The organism is Palleronia sp. LCG004, assembly GCF_032931615.1.
Taxonomy (GTDB): domain Bacteria; phylum Pseudomonadota; class Alphaproteobacteria; order Rhodobacterales; family Rhodobacteraceae; genus Palleronia.
Genome location: NZ_CP136759.1, coordinates 2387334 through 2406403, shown reverse-complemented (window position 1 = coordinate 2406403; position 19070 = coordinate 2387334). Strand labels below are relative to the sequence as shown.

Annotated in this window: 15 protein-coding genes; 9 read left to right on the top strand and 6 right to left on the bottom strand. The window is 65.1% G+C overall.

Features of this window, described 5'->3' with window-relative positions; genetic code table 11:
- The first annotated feature begins 102 nt into the window (after nucleotides 1–102).
- The 3 genes from RVY76_RS11775 (at nucleotide 103) to RVY76_RS11765 (ending at nucleotide 3652) form a co-directional block, all read left to right on the top strand.
- Nucleotides 103–756: a response regulator transcription factor gene (locus tag RVY76_RS11775; protein ID WP_317374240.1), complete on the top strand. Its 654-nt coding sequence runs from the start codon at nucleotides 103–105 to the stop codon at nucleotides 754–756.
- Nucleotides 753–1946, top strand: a complete 1194-nt coding sequence (locus RVY76_RS11770) for a sensor histidine kinase (RefSeq protein ID WP_317374238.1) — start codon at nucleotides 753–755, stop codon at nucleotides 1944–1946. Before RVY76_RS11775 ends, RVY76_RS11770 begins: the two co-directional genes overlap by 4 nt.
- Nucleotides 1947–2017: 71 nt before the next feature.
- Nucleotides 2018–3652, top strand: coding sequence for an ArnT family glycosyltransferase (locus RVY76_RS11765; RefSeq protein ID WP_317374237.1), 1635 nt, complete (start codon nucleotides 2018–2020; stop codon nucleotides 3650–3652).
- Between the two features lie 35 nt (nucleotides 3653–3687).
- Here RVY76_RS11765 and RVY76_RS11760 read toward each other — a convergent pair whose 3' ends face one another.
- A complete protein-coding gene (locus tag RVY76_RS11760) occupies nucleotides 3688–4680 on the bottom strand; it encodes a threonine/serine dehydratase (RefSeq protein WP_317374235.1) in 993 nt (330 codons plus the stop codon).
- 14 nt (nucleotides 4681–4694) lie between these two features.
- On the bottom strand, nucleotides 4695–5690 hold the full coding sequence (locus RVY76_RS11755) for an ornithine cyclodeaminase family protein (RefSeq protein WP_317374234.1): 996 nt from the start codon (nucleotides 5688–5690) through the stop codon (nucleotides 4695–4697).
- Between the two features lie 470 nt (nucleotides 5691–6160).
- On the opposite strand from RVY76_RS11755, the gene RVY76_RS11750 reads away from it, so the two are divergent.
- From RVY76_RS11750 to RVY76_RS11730, 5 genes are read left to right on the top strand one after another with little or no spacing between them, the layout of a single operon-like run.
- Complete coding sequence (locus tag RVY76_RS11750; protein WP_317374232.1) at nucleotides 6161–7120, top strand: glycosyltransferase family A protein; 960 nt, start codon at nucleotides 6161–6163, stop codon at nucleotides 7118–7120.
- Nucleotides 7117–8376: a glycosyltransferase gene (locus tag RVY76_RS11745; protein WP_317374231.1), complete on the top strand. Its 1260-nt coding sequence runs from the start codon at nucleotides 7117–7119 to the stop codon at nucleotides 8374–8376. Before RVY76_RS11750 ends, RVY76_RS11745 begins: the two co-directional genes overlap by 4 nt.
- Nucleotides 8373–9395, top strand: coding sequence for a glycosyltransferase family 2 protein (locus RVY76_RS11740; protein ID WP_317374229.1), 1023 nt, complete (start codon nucleotides 8373–8375; stop codon nucleotides 9393–9395). The genes RVY76_RS11745 and RVY76_RS11740 overlap by 4 nt, the downstream gene beginning before the upstream one ends.
- Nucleotides 9392–10225, top strand: coding sequence for a glycosyltransferase (locus RVY76_RS11735; RefSeq protein WP_317374228.1), 834 nt, complete (start codon nucleotides 9392–9394; stop codon nucleotides 10223–10225). Before RVY76_RS11740 ends, RVY76_RS11735 begins: the two co-directional genes overlap by 4 nt.
- Complete coding sequence (locus tag RVY76_RS11730) at nucleotides 10222–11739, top strand: GMC family oxidoreductase (protein WP_317374226.1); 1518 nt, start codon at nucleotides 10222–10224, stop codon at nucleotides 11737–11739. The genes RVY76_RS11735 and RVY76_RS11730 overlap by 4 nt, the downstream gene beginning before the upstream one ends.
- Nucleotides 11740–11773: 34 nt before the next feature.
- On the opposite strand, the gene RVY76_RS11725 is transcribed toward RVY76_RS11730, so the two are convergent.
- The 3 genes from RVY76_RS11725 to RVY76_RS11715 form a co-directional block, all read right to left on the bottom strand.
- Nucleotides 11774–13210: an oligosaccharide flippase family protein gene (locus tag RVY76_RS11725; protein ID WP_317374225.1), complete on the bottom strand. Its 1437-nt coding sequence runs from the start codon at nucleotides 13208–13210 to the stop codon at nucleotides 11774–11776.
- A gap of 685 nt (nucleotides 13211–13895) precedes the next feature.
- On the bottom strand, nucleotides 13896–14567 hold the full coding sequence (gene pdeM, locus RVY76_RS11720; protein WP_317374224.1) for a ligase-associated DNA damage response endonuclease PdeM: 672 nt from the start codon (nucleotides 14565–14567) through the stop codon (nucleotides 13896–13898).
- Nucleotides 14568–14604: 37 nt separating this feature from the next.
- On the bottom strand, nucleotides 14605–17052 hold the full coding sequence (locus tag RVY76_RS11715; RefSeq protein ID WP_317374223.1) for a ligase-associated DNA damage response DEXH box helicase: 2448 nt from the start codon (nucleotides 17050–17052) through the stop codon (nucleotides 14605–14607).
- A 63-nt stretch (nucleotides 17053–17115) separates the two neighbouring features.
- Between RVY76_RS11715 and RVY76_RS11710 the strand changes: the two genes are divergently transcribed.
- The gene (locus RVY76_RS11710; protein WP_317374222.1) at nucleotides 17116–17766 is read left to right on the top strand and encodes an NAD(P)H-binding protein; all 651 of its coding nucleotides are present in this window, start codon (nucleotides 17116–17118) and stop codon (nucleotides 17764–17766) included.
- Here RVY76_RS11710 and RVY76_RS11705 read toward each other — a convergent pair.
- The gene (locus tag RVY76_RS11705) at nucleotides 17763–19070 is read right to left on the bottom strand and encodes an ATPase (protein ID WP_317374221.1); all 1308 of its coding nucleotides are present in this window, start codon (nucleotides 19068–19070) and stop codon (nucleotides 17763–17765) included. The genes RVY76_RS11710 and RVY76_RS11705 overlap by 4 nt on opposite strands.

Genomic DNA, 19070 nt, shown 5'->3' with positions numbered 1-19070 from the left:
GATGGAAGTGAAGATGGCCCCGTCTCGCCCTCCAAGCTTGCGCGCCGCTTACGATGCCGATTTTTCTCGCGGCCGAACGCAAGGCTGGGCTAAAGCCGGGGGATGAGGATACTTCTCGTTGAGGACGGGGCCGAACTCGGCGCGGCGGTCGCACGGCATCTGCGCCGGGCAGGCCACGCCGTGGACCATGTCGCAGCCTGCGACGAAGCGGAGGCTGCGTGGCTCGTGGCCGAGTATGCCGCGATCCTGCTCGACCTCGGCCTGCCGGACGGCTCGGGGCTCGACCTCCTGCGGGAGCGGAGGGGGGCTGGCGACCTCACGCCGGTGGTCATCGCCACAGCCTACGACCAGATCAGCGACAGGATCTCCGGCCTCGATGCCGGTGCCGACGATTACGTGGTGAAGCCATACGATCCGGACGAGGTCGAGGCGCGGCTGCGCGCTGTGGCGCGACGGGCGGACGGCCTTGCCGGTTCCGAGATCGCGATCGGGCCGCTTGTGGTCGACCGCGCGCGTGCGCGGGTCCACAGGGACGGGATCGAAATTCGCCTGACGTCACGGGAATGGGCGGTTCTCGATGCGCTCGTCGCGGCGCGCGGCCGCATCCTCAGTCGCACGGTTCTCGAGGAGAGGCTTTTTGCCTTCGATGACGAAGTCGCGGGCAACGCGGTCGAGGTCTACGTCTCGCGGCTGCGCTCGAAGATCGGCCGGGAAGTGATCGAGACGCGGCGGGGCCTGGGCTACAGCGTCTCGTGAGCGCGCATTGGACGCTTACCGGGCGGCTCGTCCGGCGCATCCTCACGATCGTGATCCTGGGATGGTCGCTTGCCATGGCACTCGGTCTCTGGTCGCTCGCCCACGAAATCGACGAATCTCTCGATCGCGGATTGGAGATCCGTGCGCGTTACGCACTCGATCTGCTCGAGGCGGGGGTCCCAGCCGAGGAAATCCCAATCGGCGAGGGCGATGTCCTCAGCATCGACGGCGACGCGGCCCCCTGGCCGAAGGGCGATGGTGCCTCGCGCAGTACGGTGTCGTGGCACGTGTTTCGCGCCGAGCGGAGTGGTCGCGCGGTGGAGATCGGCCAGTCCTCCGCCTTCCGACGGGAGGAATTCTGGGAAAGCGCGGGGGCCTTCATCGTGGTCATGGTCCCGCTCGTCATCGTCGTCGCGTTGACCGTGGTCCTGACCGTGCGCGCGGCGCTGGGCCCGGCGCGACGACTGGCCGCGACGATCGCGGGGCGCGACGCGGCGGACTTCACGCCGCTATCAGCGAAGGGCCTGCCGGGCGAGTTGAGGCCCATGGCGCTGTCAGTGAACGATCACCTGGAGCGTATCGACCGGCTCCTCACCGCCGAGCGGTCGTTCGCGGCGAATGCCGCCCACGAATTACGGACCCCGCTCGCCACGGCACGGGCCGAGACGGCGGCGCTCGCGGCGGGACACGGCTCGATCGAGCGTGTGGATCGCGGGCTCGAGCGGCTGACGCGGATCGTGGACCGCCTGTTGCAGCTCGCCCGCGCCGAAGCGGGCGACGCCGCGCGGGCGCAGCCGGTGGATCTCGTCTCGCTCGCGCGTCATGTCCTTGCCGAATTTCCCGCCGGCGTCGTCCTCGACGACGGAGACGCCTCGCGCATGATGGTACGAACCGATGCCGACCTCGTGGCAATCGTCCTGCGAAACCTCGTGGCGAACGCACTCGAACACGGGCTCGGTAGCGTGCGAGTCCGGATCGGGCCTGACATGCTTGCGGTCGAGAACCGTGCGGCACCCGGTGCCGTCCTGCACGCTGCCCGGTTCGACAAGGGCAGAACCTCTCAGGGCACCGGACTCGGGCTGACGATCGTCGAGACCATTGCCCAGCAGCTCGACCTGACGCTCGATCGGTGCGTGACGGATGATCGCGTCCGGGTTGCGCTGCATTTTCCGATCGATGAGGTGTCCTGACACTCGCCGTCAGGCTGGCGCAAGCTTTCAACCGCACGGGTCCGCCAACGAACCGGACGGAGCGCGGGAAATTGAAGACAGACAGCAAGATCGGTTCGCCGATCCAGGGCGCGATCGCGCCGGCGCTCATATTCCTGGCCGTCGCGTTCGCGGGCGTGCTTCTCCGGCCCGCATTGCCGATCGACGAGACGCGGTACCTCACCGTCGCCTGGGAGATGTGGCTTGGTGGGGATCTTCTCGTACCGACGAAGAACTTTGCGCTCTACACCCACAAGCCGCCGCTGTTCTTCTGGCTGATCCAGGCGATGTGGTCCGTGACCGGCGTATCGGAAATCGCGGCGCGTCTCGTGGGGCCGCTTGCCGCGACCGCGACGATCCTGACGACCGGACTGCTCGCCGCGCGGCTCTGGCCCGACGATCACGGGGCTTCCGGTCGGACGGGCTGGGCTCTTGCCGGCAGCGCCGTCTTCGCGCTTTCGGGTCAGCTGACGATGTTCGATGCGCTGCTCGCGCTCTGCGCCGTCCTGACGATGCTCGCCGTTCTCGCCGCGGCAAAGACTGGAGAGCGTCGCTGGTGGATCGTCGCGGGCCTTGCGCTCGGGCTCGGCGGGCTCGCCAAGGGGCCGGTCATCCTGATCCATGTGCTGCCCGCGATGCTGGCCCTTCCCTGGTGGGCGGGGTCGAATGGCCGTTCCGGCTGGCGCGATCTGCCCGCGGGCCTCGTCCTCGCGGTTGCGGCGGGACTGGGCCTCGTCGCGCTCTGGATCGTTCCGGCGGGGCTCTCAGTCGGACCCGAGTGGTTCGACGCCGTCCTTTGGCGGCAAAGCGCGGGACGCGTGACGAATGCCTTCGCCCATGCCCGGCCCTGGTGGTTCTATACGGCGCTTCTGCCGCTGCTGTTGTTCCCCTGGGCCTTTCTGCCATCCGTCTGGCGGCAGGTCGTCCGCATCCGGTGGTCGGAACCCGGCCTTCGGCTCGCCCTCGTCTGGATGCTTCCCGCGATGCTCGCCTTCAGCTTGATCAGCGGCAAGCAGCTTCATTATCTTGTCCCGGAACTTCCTGCCGTCGCGATCGTGGTGGGCCGTCTGCTTCGCGACGTTCGGCCCCGCCCGCTGTTGCCTGCGATCGTCGCGGGAGCCGTCGGCTGCCTTCTGCTCGCTTCCGCGTCCGGGCTCGTCTCGTTCGGACGGATCGACGCGATGCTGCATCCGGTTGCGGTGGTCGGTCTTGTAGGAGCCGGGTTCATCGGCATGGGGATCGCCTTGGCACGATTCCGTAGCGCGGTCGGTACGTCGCTTGCGATGCTCGGTGCGATCCTCGGATTGAACCTGCTCGTCGGGGCGACCGAACTGGGCGCGGGATACGATGCGGGTCGAATTGCCGGTCTTCTGGCCGACCGGGAGGAGGAAGGCATCGCCCTCTATTCCGATGAATATCACGGGGAATTCACCTTCGCCGGCCGCCTGACCAAGCCCGTTGCCGAACTGGAGACGGCCTCCATGTTGGCGGAATGGGCCGATGAACATCCCGAAGGCCTGATCCTCAGCCGCTTGGAAGACCATCCCCTCCCGTGGCGGCCCGACCGGAAAATCGCATTCCGGGGGCGGCCATACGCGATCTGGGAAGTTTCCGGACGGAAGGATCAGGCGGACATATCCGCCGTGTCACGCGAGGACGAACTGGCTTTGGATGACCGGCATGATTGATCGTCGCTGCATCACGATCCTCGGCGCTGTTTCGCTCAGGACGCGGCTTCGATAGCGGAGGGTTCCCTTGCGTAGAGGGCGGCAAGATCCTCAAGGCCCCAGTTTCCGCCCGTGAGGATGGTGCAGACCTTCTCGTCGGGCCGAACCGAGATTGCGCCTCCGAGAAGCGCGCCCACGCCGATCGCGGCTGCAGGTTCCGCAATGAGTTTCGCATCGCGTGCGAGTGCCCGCATCCCCGCAACGATGTCTGTTTCGTCCACCAGCGCGATTTCATCCACATGGCGCTCGATGATGGGCCAGGGGTTCTGGCCGGGAACGCTGATGCGCAGCCCGTCCGCGACCGTGTCGCGCAGCGGCAGCGAGACGCGTTTCCCGCTCGACCTGCTTCGATGGTATTTCGGGGTCAGTGCCGGTTCCGCGCCCACCACCCTGATACCCGGTTTCAGCGCCTTGAGCGCGGTCGCCACGCCGGAGATGAGCCCACCGCCGCCCAGGGGCACGATGACGGTGTCGACATCCGGGAGGTCCTCGAGAATCTCGCAACCGATGGTGCCCTGTCCGGCCATGACGCGCGGATCCTCGAACCCGTGGATCGTCTCGTAGCCCGTCTCTTCGGCAATTCGGTAGACCTCCTTCCAGCGCGCAGCGGTGTCGCCATCGTAGAGGATCACCTCCGCCCCCAGGGCGCGCGTATTCGCCACCTTCTGCGCGGGCGTTGTGGTCGGCAGGACAAGAACCACCCTTGTCCCAAGGAGCCGGCCCGCCCAGGACAAGCCCTGCGCATGGTTGCCGGACGAGGACGAGATGAAGCCACGTGCAATGCGCTCCGGCGGAAGCTGCAACGCGGTGTTGAGCGCCCCGCGGATCTTGAATGCCCCCGTCACCTGCAGCATCTCGGGCTTGAGGAACAGTTCGCAGCCGACCGACGGCTCGATCCTGTCGGCGCGCAGAAGCGGCGTGTGGCGTATATGCGGCGCGATCCTGTGCCGGGCCGCCTCGATATCGTCGATCGTCGGAAAGTCGCACATCGTTTGCTGTCCCATCAGGAGGTTTGCGTCAGAAAGTCAAAGGGCATTCCGACCCCTCGTTCGCGCGCAAGAGCGAGGATCGCGGCGGCGGTGACGTTGTCTTGGATCGCCATTCCCGTCGAGTCGAAGATCGTGATCTGCTCCGCGCTCGTCCGTCCGGGACGCCGGCCAAGAAGCACTTGGCCGATTTCCGCGTGGGCCTGTTCGATGATTCCGGCGGCGATCGCGTGCTGCACTTCGCCCTTCTCGGCACATTGGGCTTCGGAATCGACAACGACATAGGCATCGCGAAAAAGCTCCGGGTCGAGCTCCCGCTTGCCGCGTTGATCGGTGCCGATGGCAACGACATGCGTGCCCGGCTTCAGGCTTCCGGGCCGAAGGACCACCTCGCTCGCGCGGGTCGTGGTGACGACGACATCCGCATCCGCCGCGGCTTCCGCGGCAGTTCCCGCAAGCGTGACCGGAATGTCGAATTGGCCTTCGATCTCCACGGCGAAGGCCGCCGCATTCGCGGAGGAGCGTCCCCAGGCGCGAATGGTTTCGATCTGCATGACTTCGCGGATGGCACGGACCTGCATCCGGGCCTGGCTGCCCGTGCCGATCACGGCGAGGCTGCGCGCGTCCGGTCGCGCCATCGCGCGGACGGAGATCGCGCCCGCTGCACCGGTGCGCAAACCCGTCAGGAGGCTTCCGTCCATGATGCAGACCAACGCCCCGCTGCGTCCGTCGAAGAGCATCACCGTGCCCATGCCGTTCGGCACGCCGTGGCGATCGGGATTGTCGCGGAACCCGCCCGAGGAGGCCTTGAGCGAGACGAGTTCGTTCGCCCGGCTGTATCCCGCCTTGAAGTCGATCTCGGCCCCTGGCGTGGAGAGGTGGATGCCCATATATGGCGGCTGGTCGACCTTGCCGTCGCCGAAGCTGCGGTAGGCCTCTTCCACCGCGGCGATGACGGCGGGCATGTCGGTAAGGCCCCTCACGTCGTTTCTGGTCAGTAGCAGGGTCGTCATCGCTCTCCGTTCCTCGTTCGTTGACCGGTTCTTGCCCCGTGTCGGTTACCGCATGAACGGTCCAGGGCCCTGACCCTTTCCTGCAGCGCCCCGGGTTTGCGATCGCGCAGCCCTCGACGCCGATCACGTCTTTCGCTTTCCCAAGTATCGCATGACCTTTTTCGACAAGGTTTTGTTTCGTGGGGATCCTTCGGCAGGAACGACCGACCTGACCTTTCCGCGGGGTATTTTGTTTCGTGCGAGGTACGTTGGAGATGATCGGCCTGGGAACTCCGATGCCTGTCGAAGCCACGTGCGGAGGGCGTTTTCCCCGGTATCGGCTCTCGCCCCCGACATGAAGGCGATCGGATATTCACGGCTCGTGCAAGTTCCGCGGAGGAGCGCTAGGGTCGCAGCATGAGCGACAGTCTCGTCTTCGAAACCGACGGCAGTTACACGCCTTTCCCCGAACGTTGGTGCGGGGTGTTTTCGTGACCTCGCTGGTCAGCATCGTCATGCCCTGCCACGACGTGGTGGATTTCGTGGCCGAAGCCGTCACGTCTGCCGCCCGGCAGACATGGCCGCGTCTGGAGCTTGTCGCGATCGACGACGGCTCCACGGACGGAACGGGAGAGCTCCTCGAGCGGCTGGCCGGTTCGTGGACCGGGCCGCAGCGTCGCATGATCGTTCATCGGCAAGCGCAATCGGGCGCGGCGGCCGCGCGCAATGCAGGTCTCGATCGCGCGAGCGGGGATCTGATCTGCTTTCTCGATTCCGACGATCGGCTCGATGCACAGATGGTCGAGCGGGTCTCGAATGTTCTCGCCGACGATCGCGACCTGGTTCTCGCCTCCGGGCTGTGGCGTTACGTCGACGCCCAGGGTCATCCGACGGGGATCGTCTCGGATGCACCGCATCTGAGGCACGATGCACGTTCTCTCGTCGTTGAGGGTCCGCTTCACAGCGCGACGGGCGTGATTGTTCGGGCCGATGCCGCACGCGAAGCCGGACAATTCGACACCGGCCTTTCCGGCTGCATCGATCTCGACTGGTTCGTACGGGTTGTGGCTGGGCGCGGCAAGGCGGCTGCAATCGTGCCGGAACCCCTTGCCGATTACCGCAAGCGGGACGGACAGATCACTGCAAACTGGGCGCGGATGGAGGCAAACTGGACGCGGGTGCTGCAGAAGATGGATCTGATGGGCGAGGGGCTCGATGCGGACGAGCTGCGCCGCGCCAAGGCCCGTAACCAGATCTACTGGGCAACGCTGGCCTATCAGGCTGGCGATTACGCCGCCACCAGACGGCTTGTCGCGCAGAGCTGGCGGCTCGATCCGAAGGCGGCGTCGCGCGACAGGCTGGCGCGCATCCGGACGCTGGCAGCACTCGCCAGCCTGCTGCCCGGCCCGCTGCACGAAACCCTGCGCCGCCGGGTCGCGAGCCGGCAATGACGTCGGATAGGCACAGCTCGGTCGATGCGCTCCGCTTGGGGCTGGTGGTGCACGAATTTCCGGTCATCTCGGAAACCTTCGTGACGACGCTCGCGGCGGGGCTTCTGCGGTCGGGGCAGGACCTGCGGATCCTCGCCACGAATGCCGATGCCGCCGCGCCGCGGCAGGACATTCTCGACGCGTACGGTCTGCCCGAGGCACGGATCATGCGGGCGCGTTATCAGGGCAGACTTTCCTTGAAGCGCGGTCTGGACCTCGCCCGTCGGAGCCCGCGACATTCACCGGGTTATCTCGGCCTGATGCTGGCCGATCGTATCTCGCCCGCCCGCCTGGCGGTCACGCGCCTCATGGCGGACGCGCCCGATTTCGACGTCGTTCATGCCCAGTTCGGGGTTCTGGGCCTTCTCGCCGCGCGGCATCGTCGCTGGGGCACGCTGCGGACGCGTGCGCTTGTCGTGCATCTCCGCGGCTACGACATCACCCGCCATGTCGAGGAACGCGGAGTGCGGGTCTATGCGCGCCTGTTCCGAGAGGCCGACCTCTTCATCGCGAATTGCCGATACTTCCGAGACAAGGCGATTGCGCTCGGATGTCCTGCGGACAAGATCATCGTGATCGGATCGCCGATCGATACAAGGGCGTTCTCGCCTCCCGCCAACCGGCGGGTTTCCGAGGGACCGACCCGCCTCGTCGCGGTCGGTCGGCTCGTGGAGAAGAAGGGGTTTTCGGACGCGGTCGCCGCGATTGGCCATCTGATACGCGAAGGTCACGACGTCACGCTGGAAATCCTCGGCGACGGCCCTTTGCGATCCGCGCTTGCAGCCCAGATTTCGGAGGCGGGTCTCACCGATCGGGTGATGCTTGCCGGTTCGGCAGACCGCGGACAGGTCATCGAGGCCCTTCACCGTGCGGATATCGCGCTGACCCCGTCGGTAAGGGCGTCATCGGGCGACGAGGATGCGAACGTCAACACGGCGAAAGAGGCCATGGCGACCGGCCTTCCCGTCATCGGCACGCATCATGGAGGAATTCCCGAACTCGTCATTCCGGGAGAGAACGGCGATCTCGTGCCCGAACGCGATCCGCGCGCATTGGCCGATGCGATCGCCGCCATGATGGGTCGCCGGGGGGATTGGGCTGATCTCGGAACCGCCGGACGTCGCAAGGTCTTGGAAGAGTTCGATCAAGGTCATATCGTTGAAGAAACGCTTCTGGCCTATCGACGCGCGCTCACCATCAGGAGAGATCGACCGTGACCGACCCCCGTGTAACTATCATCATCAGTCAGCGTGAGCGGTTCGGCATGACCGTCGAGTCGCTTGAAAGCCTTTACGAGCATACGTCGAATGTCGACGTGATCTATGTCGACGGCAAGTCGCCGCCCCGGATCGCCGAACTGCTTCGCCGTGAATCCGAGGCGCGGGGCTTCAAGCTCATCCGTCGCGAACGGTTTCTCACGCCGAACGAGGCGCGTAATATCGGCGTGGCCGAAGCCAAGACGGACTATGTCGTCTTCATCGACAACGACGTTCTCTTCACCGAGAACTGGCTGCCGCCCCTCGTCGCCTGCGCGGACGAGGAGGGGGCCGACATCGTCGCGCCGCTCACCTGTCAGGGTCTTCCCGCCCATACCGAGATCCACCATGCCGGTGGCGATTACGCCCCCGGCGGCGACATGGCGGGCTTCTTCGAGAACAATCCCGAGCACGGCCGCGCTCTCGACGAGGTCATGCACGGTCACTCCGAAAAGGTCTCGGACTGGCAGGGACGGCTCGAACGCAAGCAGACCGGCATGTGCGAGTTTCACTGCGCGCTCGCGCGTCGCGACGTCTTCGACAGGATCGGCCCGCTCGACGAAAAGCTTCTGTCGACGAAGGAGCATATCGACTTCTCGATGAGCGTGCGGCAGGCCGGCGGGACCGTCTGGTTCGAGCCTGCATCCGTCGTCACCTACGTGTTTCCCTGTCGTGCGCGGCCGATGAACCGGGAGGATTGGCCGTTCTTCGCGCTGCGCTGGTCGGATGCGTACGGGACGCGAAGCCTCGAGCATTTCATCACGAAGTGGAACTTGAGGCCCAAGCCCGATTACGTCGAAGGCAAGCGCAAGATCTATGCGGGCCGCCGGATGCAGGGCATGCTCGTCCCGATGATGCGTGGTCTGCCATTCGTCGGAAAGAACGACGCCCTGGCGAAGAAGCTCGCCCGCGCCAGCATGTTTCCCGAACGGCTCGTCAATGCCGCCATGGTCCGTCGGCAGGACAGGCATGTCTCTTGACCTCGGAAAAGGACGGGCGATCCCGCGCAGATAACGCCTCGCTCGGAGTGGTCATTCCGAGCTTCGGGCGCCCGGAGCACGTTCGACGGGCTGTCAGGAGTGCGGTGCGGAGCGGCGTCGACGAGGTTGTCGTCGTCGATGATGCCTCGCCTGTTCCGGTCGATCTGGATGAGGTCCGAGGCGATCGGGTCAGGCTGGTTCGACATGAAGAGAATCGGGGTGTCTGTGCCGCGCGCAACACTGGCATGGGGCATTCGGAAAGCTCCCACCTGATATTTCTCGATGACGACGATGCGCTCCTGCCGTGGGCCGGCTGGTTCTATCGCCGCTGGATCAGGGCCGCGGCGGCGCAAGATCCGTTGAGCATCGTGGTCGGCGGAATCGTCGTCGAAGGATCTGCGCGTCGGCCTCATATCCGAAGACCTGCGTCGTCACGCAAAAGGGAGATCTGGGGTCTCGATGCCCATCTCTCCCGGAACGGGCACAGCATAAATACCAAACAGGCCGCGGCGATTCCCCGGGTTGCGCTTGAAACGGTGGGCGGATGGGACGAAGCGTTGCGCTCTCGGTCCTCCTCCGAGATGTTCTATCGATTGACGGAGATTACGGCGGTCGCGGGCCATGCGATGCCGGTCTATCGGTTGAACCGTGGCGGCCACGACAAGCTGACCGCGAACCCGGCACTCCGTGCTGAAAGCCACGGCTATATCGCAAGAAAACACGCTGATCTTCTGGCAGACCCTGCGCGTCGCGAACTTTTCGAGGCCACTCATCGAAACATGCTCGGCCGGACTGCCGGACCCGAGGCCAAGCCGGAACGCCATTCATGATCGTCGATGTCCGGGATCTGCCTGAAGACGAGTCATTGCGGGCAGAGGTCGTGGTGGTCGGATCCGGGATTGCCGGCGCGGGTGTCGCGATGCATCTCGCCCGCCGGGGTGTCGACGTGATCATGCTCGAAAGCGGTCGGGAGGTCTTCGACCCCGAGATCCAGGCACTGAACGATGTGACCTTCCTCGGAAAGCCGCACCGCGCCCTCGACCCCGAGGCCGGATACCACGCGTATCTGCCACCGCAATTGCGCGGGGTCAGCCGCGTACGCCAGTTCGGAGGAACCAGCAATGTCTGGACGGGCAAGTGGAAGTATCTCCAGCCCAGCGATTTCGCGGAACGCCCCTGGGTTCCATTCAGCGAATGGCCTCTCTCCTACGAGGAATTGCAGGTTCACTACCGCGCCGCTGCAGCGGATTACGGGTTCGAGGATCTGGAAGCGGAAACGCAACGTCCCGAACTTGGCAGACTCCGCACGCGAATCGCAGATGCCGGACTGAAGATGTCGAGCTTCTGGTGGGAAGAATCTCCGACGCGGACGCGCCTCCGTTTTGGCGACGAGATGCAGTCCCTGACGAATCTGCGTGTCGTCCTCGGCGCGACGGCCACGGAGCTTCGGCTCGACCGATCGGGGCGACGTATCGAGACCGTCTCGTGCCGCTCGCTCGAGGGACGCAGCCTGGACGTAACGGGCGATCAGGTCGTTCTCGCGATGGGCGCGATAGAGACCCCTCGATTGTTGCTGGCGTCCGACCGGGATCGCTCCGGCGGTATCGGAAACGCCCATGATCTGGTCGGACGGTTCTACTCGGATCATCCCAAGCACCATAGCGCGACCCTGGCACCCGGGCCGACGACCCGCGCTTTCGCGAATGAGTTGCAATACGGCCCGAAGCCTAGATTCTGCGTGTGTTTTGCGCTCGACGACAAGACACAGAAAAGCCGAAATCTGCTTGAGCACGTGGTCTACCTCAAGCCGATCTATTCGAGCCGGAAGCGGGCCGCACTCGATACGCTGCTTCGCAGGCCCGCATGCCGCGACGGGATAGGGCGCGTCGCGGATTACCGCGTCAAGCTCGCAACCGAACAGGTTCCCAACCCGGAAAGCCGCGTGCGCCTCGACCACGCGCGCGATCGCCTGGGAATGCGACAAGCCGCGCTCGACTGGCGATTTACGGAGCAGGACCATCGCTCCCTCGCCGAAATTGTGAAGCTCTGTCGGGAGCGCTTCGAGGCTGCCGGTCTCGGTGTCTTCGATTTCGGGCATGGTTCGCCGACGATCGAAACAATGACGGACGCCGCTCACCAGATGGGCACGACGCGGATGGCGATCCACCCCGAGAAGGGCGTGGTAGACACCGATTGTCGTGTTTTCGGGACCGACAATCTGTTTGTCGCGGGCTCGGCGGTGTTTCCGACCGGTCCCTCTTACTCACCGACCTTCACGATACTGGCTTTGGCAAGACGGCTCGCGGTCCATCTGCTGGAACGGCGCGACGCGGGCGTTCTATGAGTTTGCCCTGTCCCGAAATCGACCGCGCCGGGGGTCAGCCCCGGACCCTGTGACGGGTTCTGAGATTCTGTCCCAGCATGCGCAATTCCGCGGCGAGCGGGTGGTCGAGGGCAAAGATCGTCCCCGTCCAGAAAGCAGCACAGACCGGAATCGACAGCACGACCGTCAAGAACGGGTCGAGGCCCAGCAGAAGAATGATGGCAGGGCCGATACAGGTCGCAACCGCCAGCAGGACCCCGCGCGATGCAGCCCAGAGGCGATCCGCCCCCCGACCCACATGCGTTTCGACGGCCCAGGCGATGTTCACGGCCTTGGTGATCAATGCCAGCGATATCGCCAGGCAGACCGCGTTGAAGGAAATGAGCGCGGCAACGGCCACAAAGACGACGCGCGTGATCTGCATCGCGATCGTGATCCGCAGGTAGACGCTTTCAAGGCCCAGCGCCACGAACAGCTTGAGGCTCATCTTCGTGAAGGGCATCGCGACGCCCGCAATGGCAAGCAGGCGGACGGCCGCGACCGTTTCATCCCAGTTGGGGCCGAGCAGCACGTAGACGAGTGGGTCGGCGAGAAGGGCGATCACCGCAAAGCCGGGCCAGCAGATCGCGACCAGATAATCGATCTGTTTCGAATAAAGCTGCATGGGCGGGACGCCCCGTGCGAGGGCCGCGCTCATGGCGGGCAGCACCACCGGCAGGATTCCTTCGAACAGCGTGCGGTCGATGATCTTCTGGATCGTCTGCGCGCGGTTCAAAAGGCCCATCGTCGCCGTACCGAGCATCACGCTGACGATGGACGTGACCGCGATCTCGCCCGCCGATGGCAGGACTTGCGTGGTCGAGAGCCGTGTGCCGAAGGTGGCATAGTCGCGCCAGCCGCCGATGCCGGGCCAGATGCGGTCGGACGGGCCACGGCACAGGAACAGTGCCGCGCCGAAGGCAAGGTGCCCTGCGAGGAAGCCCCAGGCGAGGGCGGTCGCTCCGTAGCCCATTGCCGCGAGGAAGATCGAAATGCCCGACTCGGCGATCACGCGTCCCACGCTGACCTGCGATATGAGATCGAAGTCGAGGCCCCGGTGCAGAAGCATTTCCGTCCCGAGGCTGAAGTTCGACACCAAAAGCGCCAGCGCCAATGGCAAGGCGGCGAGCGCCATCTCGGCCGGGACCAGCGAATTGGGCAGGCCAAGGAACAGAAGGACGCCAAGACCGCAGATCGCCGCCGATATGGCCAGCGACAATCCCGTGGCCCCGGAAAGCTCTCGGCCCGAGATATCGGCGGTCCGTACGAGATAGGATCTGAGCCCGAATTCGCTCAGCGTCTTCGCAAGGCCGAAATACGCCATCAGGACGGCAAAATGGCCGAAGGCTTCGGGGTCGAGCAATCGTCCCAGTGCCGCCATTCCGACCAGCATGATCAACAGGCTCACCGCCCGCGAGGCCATCATGCTGAGAAATGCGCGTCGGGCGCTCATGGATCACCTGTGAGATCATGCCCGGTCACGCGGGCAAGCCGGTATCTTAGGGTTTGTCGCGGATCGATGCCAGTACCTCGGCCCGGCCTCGTTCCAGCGGTGTTCGGATGTAGCACCTTGGGCCCGTTCGCCGATAAGGGATCGGAAGCGCATTTCCCTGCCGAACGGCAAGGGCGGCTTACTTTGAAACGACGGGCCGATCGGCAGCAACTCAGTCAGCGTAAACCGTACGGAAAACTTTTCGGCAGAAGATGGAACCGGAAAAGTCGGGCCGGGGTTCACCCGGCAATGACGAGGAGAATTCAGATGATGAATGCAAGCCTCGCGATCTATGGCGGTTTGTTTCTTGGTATGACGCTGGCGGCAATCGCCCTCGTTTGATCGCGTTCCGGACCCACGGGTTCCACAGTGAGGACCGTGCCCTCTTTCCCTCGGGCACGGTCCTTTTCTTTTTCCCGAATAAGCATTTCAGCCGAGCGCTAGGTCTTTATGCCCCGAACGGAATACCGTGAGGTACCCGCATCGGCCAACGCCTCGCCGGTCTGAGCTGACGCCATCGCCTTATCACCAGTTCTTCTGGCTTGCTCCGCAGGGAATGATTTCTCGTTAGGTCGTGAAGGGTCGATCATAGCCGTTTTGCCGATGCGCGCAAACCTGCCTGAAACCGCGGGGTTCTCCCTGGACCCTACGCGGCGTCGCGGCGCGGTACCGGCAAGGCGCAGGGATGACGCCCGGTCAGGATCGCGGTCGCGCCCGGCCTTATCAGACGATCTAGCGGTGGCGAACACCAGTCCAGTCCGCCGGTATAGGTCCCGTAGGCCGGCATCACGAGATGCCTGCCGTCATGAAGGAAACAGGGCCGCGAGACTGCCTTGCCTCGAAGCGCCAGCCGCGCTTTCGGATGGTAATGACCGCTCACTTCGCCCAGCTTGGGCGTCGCGATATGACGGAAGACGAGTGGGCCGACCGACAGTTCGGTCATCGTCCGGCCGCCGAGATCGCCGGGTGCCGGATCGTGGTTGCCCGCGATCCAGATCCAGTCCCGCCTCTCCTGCATCTGCGCGATCGCCGCGCATTCCTCATCGAGAAGGCCCGCGCGGGCCACATTGTCATCAAGGGAATCGCCAAGGCAGATCACCGTTTCGGGCGCGCAGAGAGCGATATCCCGTTCGAGCCTCGCCAGCGTGTCGCGGGTCTCGTAGGGCGGTATCATCGTGCCGCCGCGCCGCGCGATCCGCTCCGACTTACCCATATGAAGGTCGGACACCACGAGGACGGACCTCTCGGGCCAGTAGAGCGCGCCGCTCCCAAGGGCCCTGAGGGCAGTTCCGCAAAGCTCGATCCCGACGCTGTTCATGTTTCGGTCTTAGCGGATGGGGAATCCCCATCGCAAGTCACGAAGGCATGCGCCAATGGCGCTTTTCCGCCGCAGGGTCCATATCCAGCCCGGCCGTCGCCATGAGGCGCGTGGCTTCCTCGGCCAGGAGCCTTTCGGTCGCCGCGCCCTCGACCGGGACGCGCCCCGCCTCGAGGAAGAGCGGGGCCGCGAGGGGCGTCACGCGATCGAGCACGACGTGATCGACATGGCCCGCCGTCCGGTCGAGCATGTCCTCGATCCGGCCGAAATCGACGAGGCCTTTCAGCGCCTCCTCCCGCGTGATGTCGAGCAGGAGGTGATCCGGATCGTAGCGGCTCAGCACGTCGTAGAGGATATCGGACGAGAACGTCGCCTGCTTGCCGGACTTGCGCTGGCCGCGGGTCTGCCGTTCGATCAGCCCCGCGATGACGGCCGATTGCTTGAATGTCCGCTTCATCACGGCATTCCCGGCAAGCCAGGTCTCGAACGTCTCTCGCAGGCCGGCGCGGTCGAAGAGCGGCTCGGGGTGGATCAGTGGATCGAGCCCCCAGATCAACGTTGCGTAATCGGTCGAGACGAAACCCATCGGGTGAAGGCCCTGCTCCTCCATTCGCGCGGTCAGCAGAAGACCGAGCGTCTGCATCGCGTTGCGTCCCGCAAAGCCGTAGACGCAAGTATGCTCGCGCCCTTCGTGCGGAAAGCTTTCGATCAGGATGCGCCTTGTCTGGGGAAGCTGCGAACGTCTGCGCTGCAGATGCAGCCAGTCGCGGGTCGCCTGAGGCAGATCCGGCCAGTCCTCCTGGGCGAACATCCGAAGGATCCGCTCGGAAAGCTGGGTTGAGGTCGCGAACTTCGTCCCCATGAACGTGGCGATCTTGGGCTCGCGATCGGCGCGGCGCGTGACCTCGACGACCATCTCCTTGAGCCCCTCGTAGCGGACGATCTGACCGCCGATGAGGAATGTGTCGCCCTGCGTCAGCGTTGCGGCGAAACCTTCCTCGACCTCGCCCAGTGGCGTGCCGCCGCGACGGTTCTTCATCCGGACCTTCAGAAGATCGGTATCCATGATCGTGCCGATATTCTGGCGGATGCGCTGGGCCGCGCGGGGGTCTCGCAGGTGCCAGAGCCCGTCCGCGTCCTGCTTGAGGCGCTTCCACTGATCGTAGGCCCTGAGCGCATAGCCACCCGTCGCCACAAAATCGAGGCAGGCGTCGAATTCTTCCCGTGTGAGCCCTGCATAGGCTCCCGCCGAAATCACCTCGCCGAAGAGCGTATCGGCCGCGAACGGCCCGGAAGCCGCGCGGATCAGGATATGCTGGCAGAGTACGTCCCGGGGACCGGCCCCCCTCGGATCGCCGTCGAGATTGCGTTCGACCACCGCCTGCAGCGCCGCGACGCATTCGACGACCTCGAACCGGTTCGCGGGAACCAGGAGGGCCTTCGACGGGGCATTGTAGCGGTGGTTCGCGCGCCCGATCCGCTGCACGAGCCGTTTCACGTTCTTCGGCGCGCCGATCTGGATCACGAGGTCCACGTCACCCCAGTCGATCCCGAGATCGAGCGAACCGGTGCAGACGATCGCCCTGAGCTCTCCCGCGACCATCGCCGCCTCGACCCGGGCGCGCTGCTCGCGCGAGAGCGATCCGTGATGGATGCCGATCGGAAGGTCGTCCTCGTTCTGCAGCCAGAGTTCGTGGAAGAATATCTCGGCCTGCGCGCGGGTATTGTGGAAGATGAGCGTCGTCCTGTGCCGTCGCACTTCGTCGAGCACGGCGGGTATCGCATAGCGTCCGCCGCCTCCGGACCATGGCGGTGCCGCGTCGGTCTCGAGCATGGCGATGTCGGGATCGGGCCCGGGATCGGCGTGGACGATCTCGCATGGATCGGGATGACGGGCGAGGAACCGCGCGATGGCCTCCGGATCCTCGACCGTCGCCGACAGACCCACGCGCCGCAGATCCGGGCACATGGCCTGAAGCCGCGACACTGCCAGCATGAGCTGATCGCCGCGCTTCGATTCCGACAATGCGTGGATCTCGTCCACGACGACGCGCCTCAGTCCTGCGAATATCCGCGGCGCGTCCTCGTAACTCGTCAGAAGCGCGAGGCTCTCGGGCGTGGTGAGCAGGATATGCGGCGGATCGGCGCGCTGGCGCTTTCTGGCGGTCGCGGTCGTATCGCCCGTGCGATCCTCGATCCGGATGGGCAGACCCATCTCGGTCACCGGGGTCGTCAGGTTGCGCCGGATGTCGTTCGCCAGCGCCTTCAGCGGCGAGACGTAGAGCGTGTGCAGCCCGTCATGTCCCCCCGCCGCGAGCTCGGACAATGTCGGCAGGAACCCCGCAAGCGTCTTGCCGCCCCCTGTCGGCGCGATGAGGAGGAGAGACGGATCGTCGGCACGATCCAGCATCTCCTGCTGATGCGGGTGGAGCGACCAGCCGCGGCGCGCGAACCAGTCGTGAAACTCGGAGGGCAGATCGACCATTGAGCAGATCTAGGGCCCGCGCGTGCCGAGCGCCATGCCGGCCAGTCCGCGACGGAGGATGACATGTCGAAGATATTCGTGATCGGAGCGACGGGTGGCGTGGGGTCGCGGCTCCTGCCGATGCTGGAGGGCCACGAGGTGCACGCCCTGCACCGCAAGCCGGAACAGGCGAAGGCACTGCAACGGCAGGGTGTGACGCCGCACGAAGGCGACCTGATGCAGATGGGGGTGGGCGATTTTGCCGCGGCGATCCGCGGGATGGACGTCGTCATCCTCTCGGCCGGTGCTTCCGGTTCGGGGCGTGACCGGACCGAGGCCATCGACGGCCACGCGCCCAAGAAGCTCGTCACGGCGATGGAGCGCGAGGGGGTGGGGCGGTTGATCCTCGTCTCGGCCTTCATGGATGCCGGTCGCGACAAGGATCTCGGCGACGGTTTCGAATTCTACATGACGCAGAAGCGTGCAGCGGATGTCGCCGTCGCGGCGAGCGGGCTCGACTGGGTCATCCTGCGGCCGGGAACGTTGACCGACGGAGACGATCGCGACGCCATCTCGGCCGGTGCAGCCATTCCCTATGGCGACACGTCGCGGGGTCACGTCGCGGCCGCGATCGCGGCACTGGTCGAGCGTCCGAAAATCCGCCGCGAGATCGTGGAGCTGACCGACGGGGATGTGCCGGTCGCCCGTGCGCTCGACGCGTTCGTGCGGAGTTAGCGCGCGATCTCTTCGTCACGGACGAACATGTTGGCCCATGCGCGGTCGATCAGCGAAGGCGACATCTGCGGCGCGATCCCCTCGAAGGCGCAGATCGACAGCATCTGCTCGATCAGGAAACCGGGCTGATAATTGGCGAACTGGTTGCCGATCTCGGGATACCGGTTCTTGAGCAGGTGAACGAGCGTCGCCTCGTCGAGCGGCATGCCCCTGCTCTTGGCCACGATCGCGAAGATCTTCAGGAAGTCGCTCTTGTCGGGCCCGTCGATGCGGATCTTGTAGAAGATCCGCCTGAGCGCCGCGCCGTCGAAGATCTTGTTGGGATGGAAGTTGGTCGAGAAGATCACCAGCGTGTCGAACGGCACCTCGAACTTCTCGCCCGATTGCAGCGCGAGGATGTCCTTGCGCTCTTCCAGGGGCACGATCCATCGGTTGATGAGTGCCTGCGGGGGATCCTCCTGCCGGCCGAGGTCGTCGACGATGAAGACCCCGCCCGTCGACTTGAGCTGGAGCGGTGCCTGATAGGTACGCGCCCCCTCGTTGTAGACGAGGTCGAGCATGTCGAGCCTCAGCTCGCCACCCGTCACGACGGTCGGTCGGCTGCATCTCACATATCGCGCGTCGTACCGTGTCCTTACCCTCAGCGATGCCGGATCGTCCTCCTGCGCTTCGGCAGCGGAATGAACGATCGGGTCGTAGACGGTGATGACCTGCTCGGCGTATTCGATGGCGCGCGGCACGTAGATCCGGTCGCCGAGCGCGTCGCGGATCCCGTTCGAGATCGATGACTTGCCGTTTCCCGGCGGCCCGTAGAGCAGGATCGACCGACCCGAACCCACAGCGGGACCGAGATGGTCGATCAGCCGGTCGGGCAGCACGAGATGACCCATGGCGGCAGTCAGCCGCGGTCGCGTCATGGCGATGTTTCGGATGGATTGCCGTTCGACCTGCTCTCGATAGACCGAAAGCGGGACCGGCATCGCGCCGTAATATTCCGACTGCCCGAGCGCGTCCTGCGCGCGTGCGCGGCCGGCATCGGTAAGCTGGTACTCCATCTCGCTGCCAGCGCCGGCATGCATCCGCCCCATCGCCTCGACAAGCTTCAGCATCCGGCACCGATCGATCAGTTCCTGCGTCACGGCGGCCGGCAGGCAGACGAGGCGGGCCATCTGCGTGATCCCGGTGGCGTTCGTGCGAAAGATCGTCTTGAGCAGGATGTCCCGCATCATCACTTCCGACAGCTTCATGTCTTCGATGTTGCGGGGGACGGGCGGTGCCGCCACGTCGGTCGGGATCATGTTCAT

Excerpts from the sequence above, each read along its gene's own strand:
- RVY76_RS11755 (WP_317374234.1), bottom strand. The coding sequence starts at position 5,690 with ATGACGACCCTGCTACTGACCAGAAACGACGTGAGGGGCCTTACCGAC.
- RVY76_RS11705 (WP_317374221.1), bottom strand. The coding sequence starts at position 19,070 with ATGAACATGATCCCGACCGACGTGGCGGCACCGCCCGTCCCCCGCAAC.
- RVY76_RS11715 (WP_317374223.1), bottom strand. The coding sequence starts at position 17,052 with ATGGTCGATCTGCCCTCCGAGTTTCACGACTGGTTCGCGCGCCGCGGC.
- pdeM (WP_317374224.1), bottom strand. The coding sequence starts at position 14,567 with ATGAACAGCGTCGGGATCGAGCTTTGCGGAACTGCCCTCAGGGCCCTT.
- RVY76_RS11760 (WP_317374235.1), bottom strand. The coding sequence starts at position 4,680 with ATGTGCGACTTTCCGACGATCGACGATATCGAGGCGGCCCGGCACAGG.
- RVY76_RS11745 (WP_317374231.1), top strand. The coding sequence starts at position 7,117 with ATGACGTCGGATAGGCACAGCTCGGTCGATGCGCTCCGCTTGGGGCTG.
- RVY76_RS11730 (WP_317374226.1), top strand. The coding sequence starts at position 10,222 with ATGATCGTCGATGTCCGGGATCTGCCTGAAGACGAGTCATTGCGGGCA.
- RVY76_RS11725 (WP_317374225.1), bottom strand. The coding sequence starts at position 13,210 with ATGAGCGCCCGACGCGCATTTCTCAGCATGATGGCCTCGCGGGCGGTG.
- RVY76_RS11710 (WP_317374222.1), top strand. The coding sequence starts at position 17,116 with ATGTCGAAGATATTCGTGATCGGAGCGACGGGTGGCGTGGGGTCGCGG.
- RVY76_RS11775 (WP_317374240.1), top strand. The coding sequence starts at position 103 with ATGAGGATACTTCTCGTTGAGGACGGGGCCGAACTCGGCGCGGCGGTC.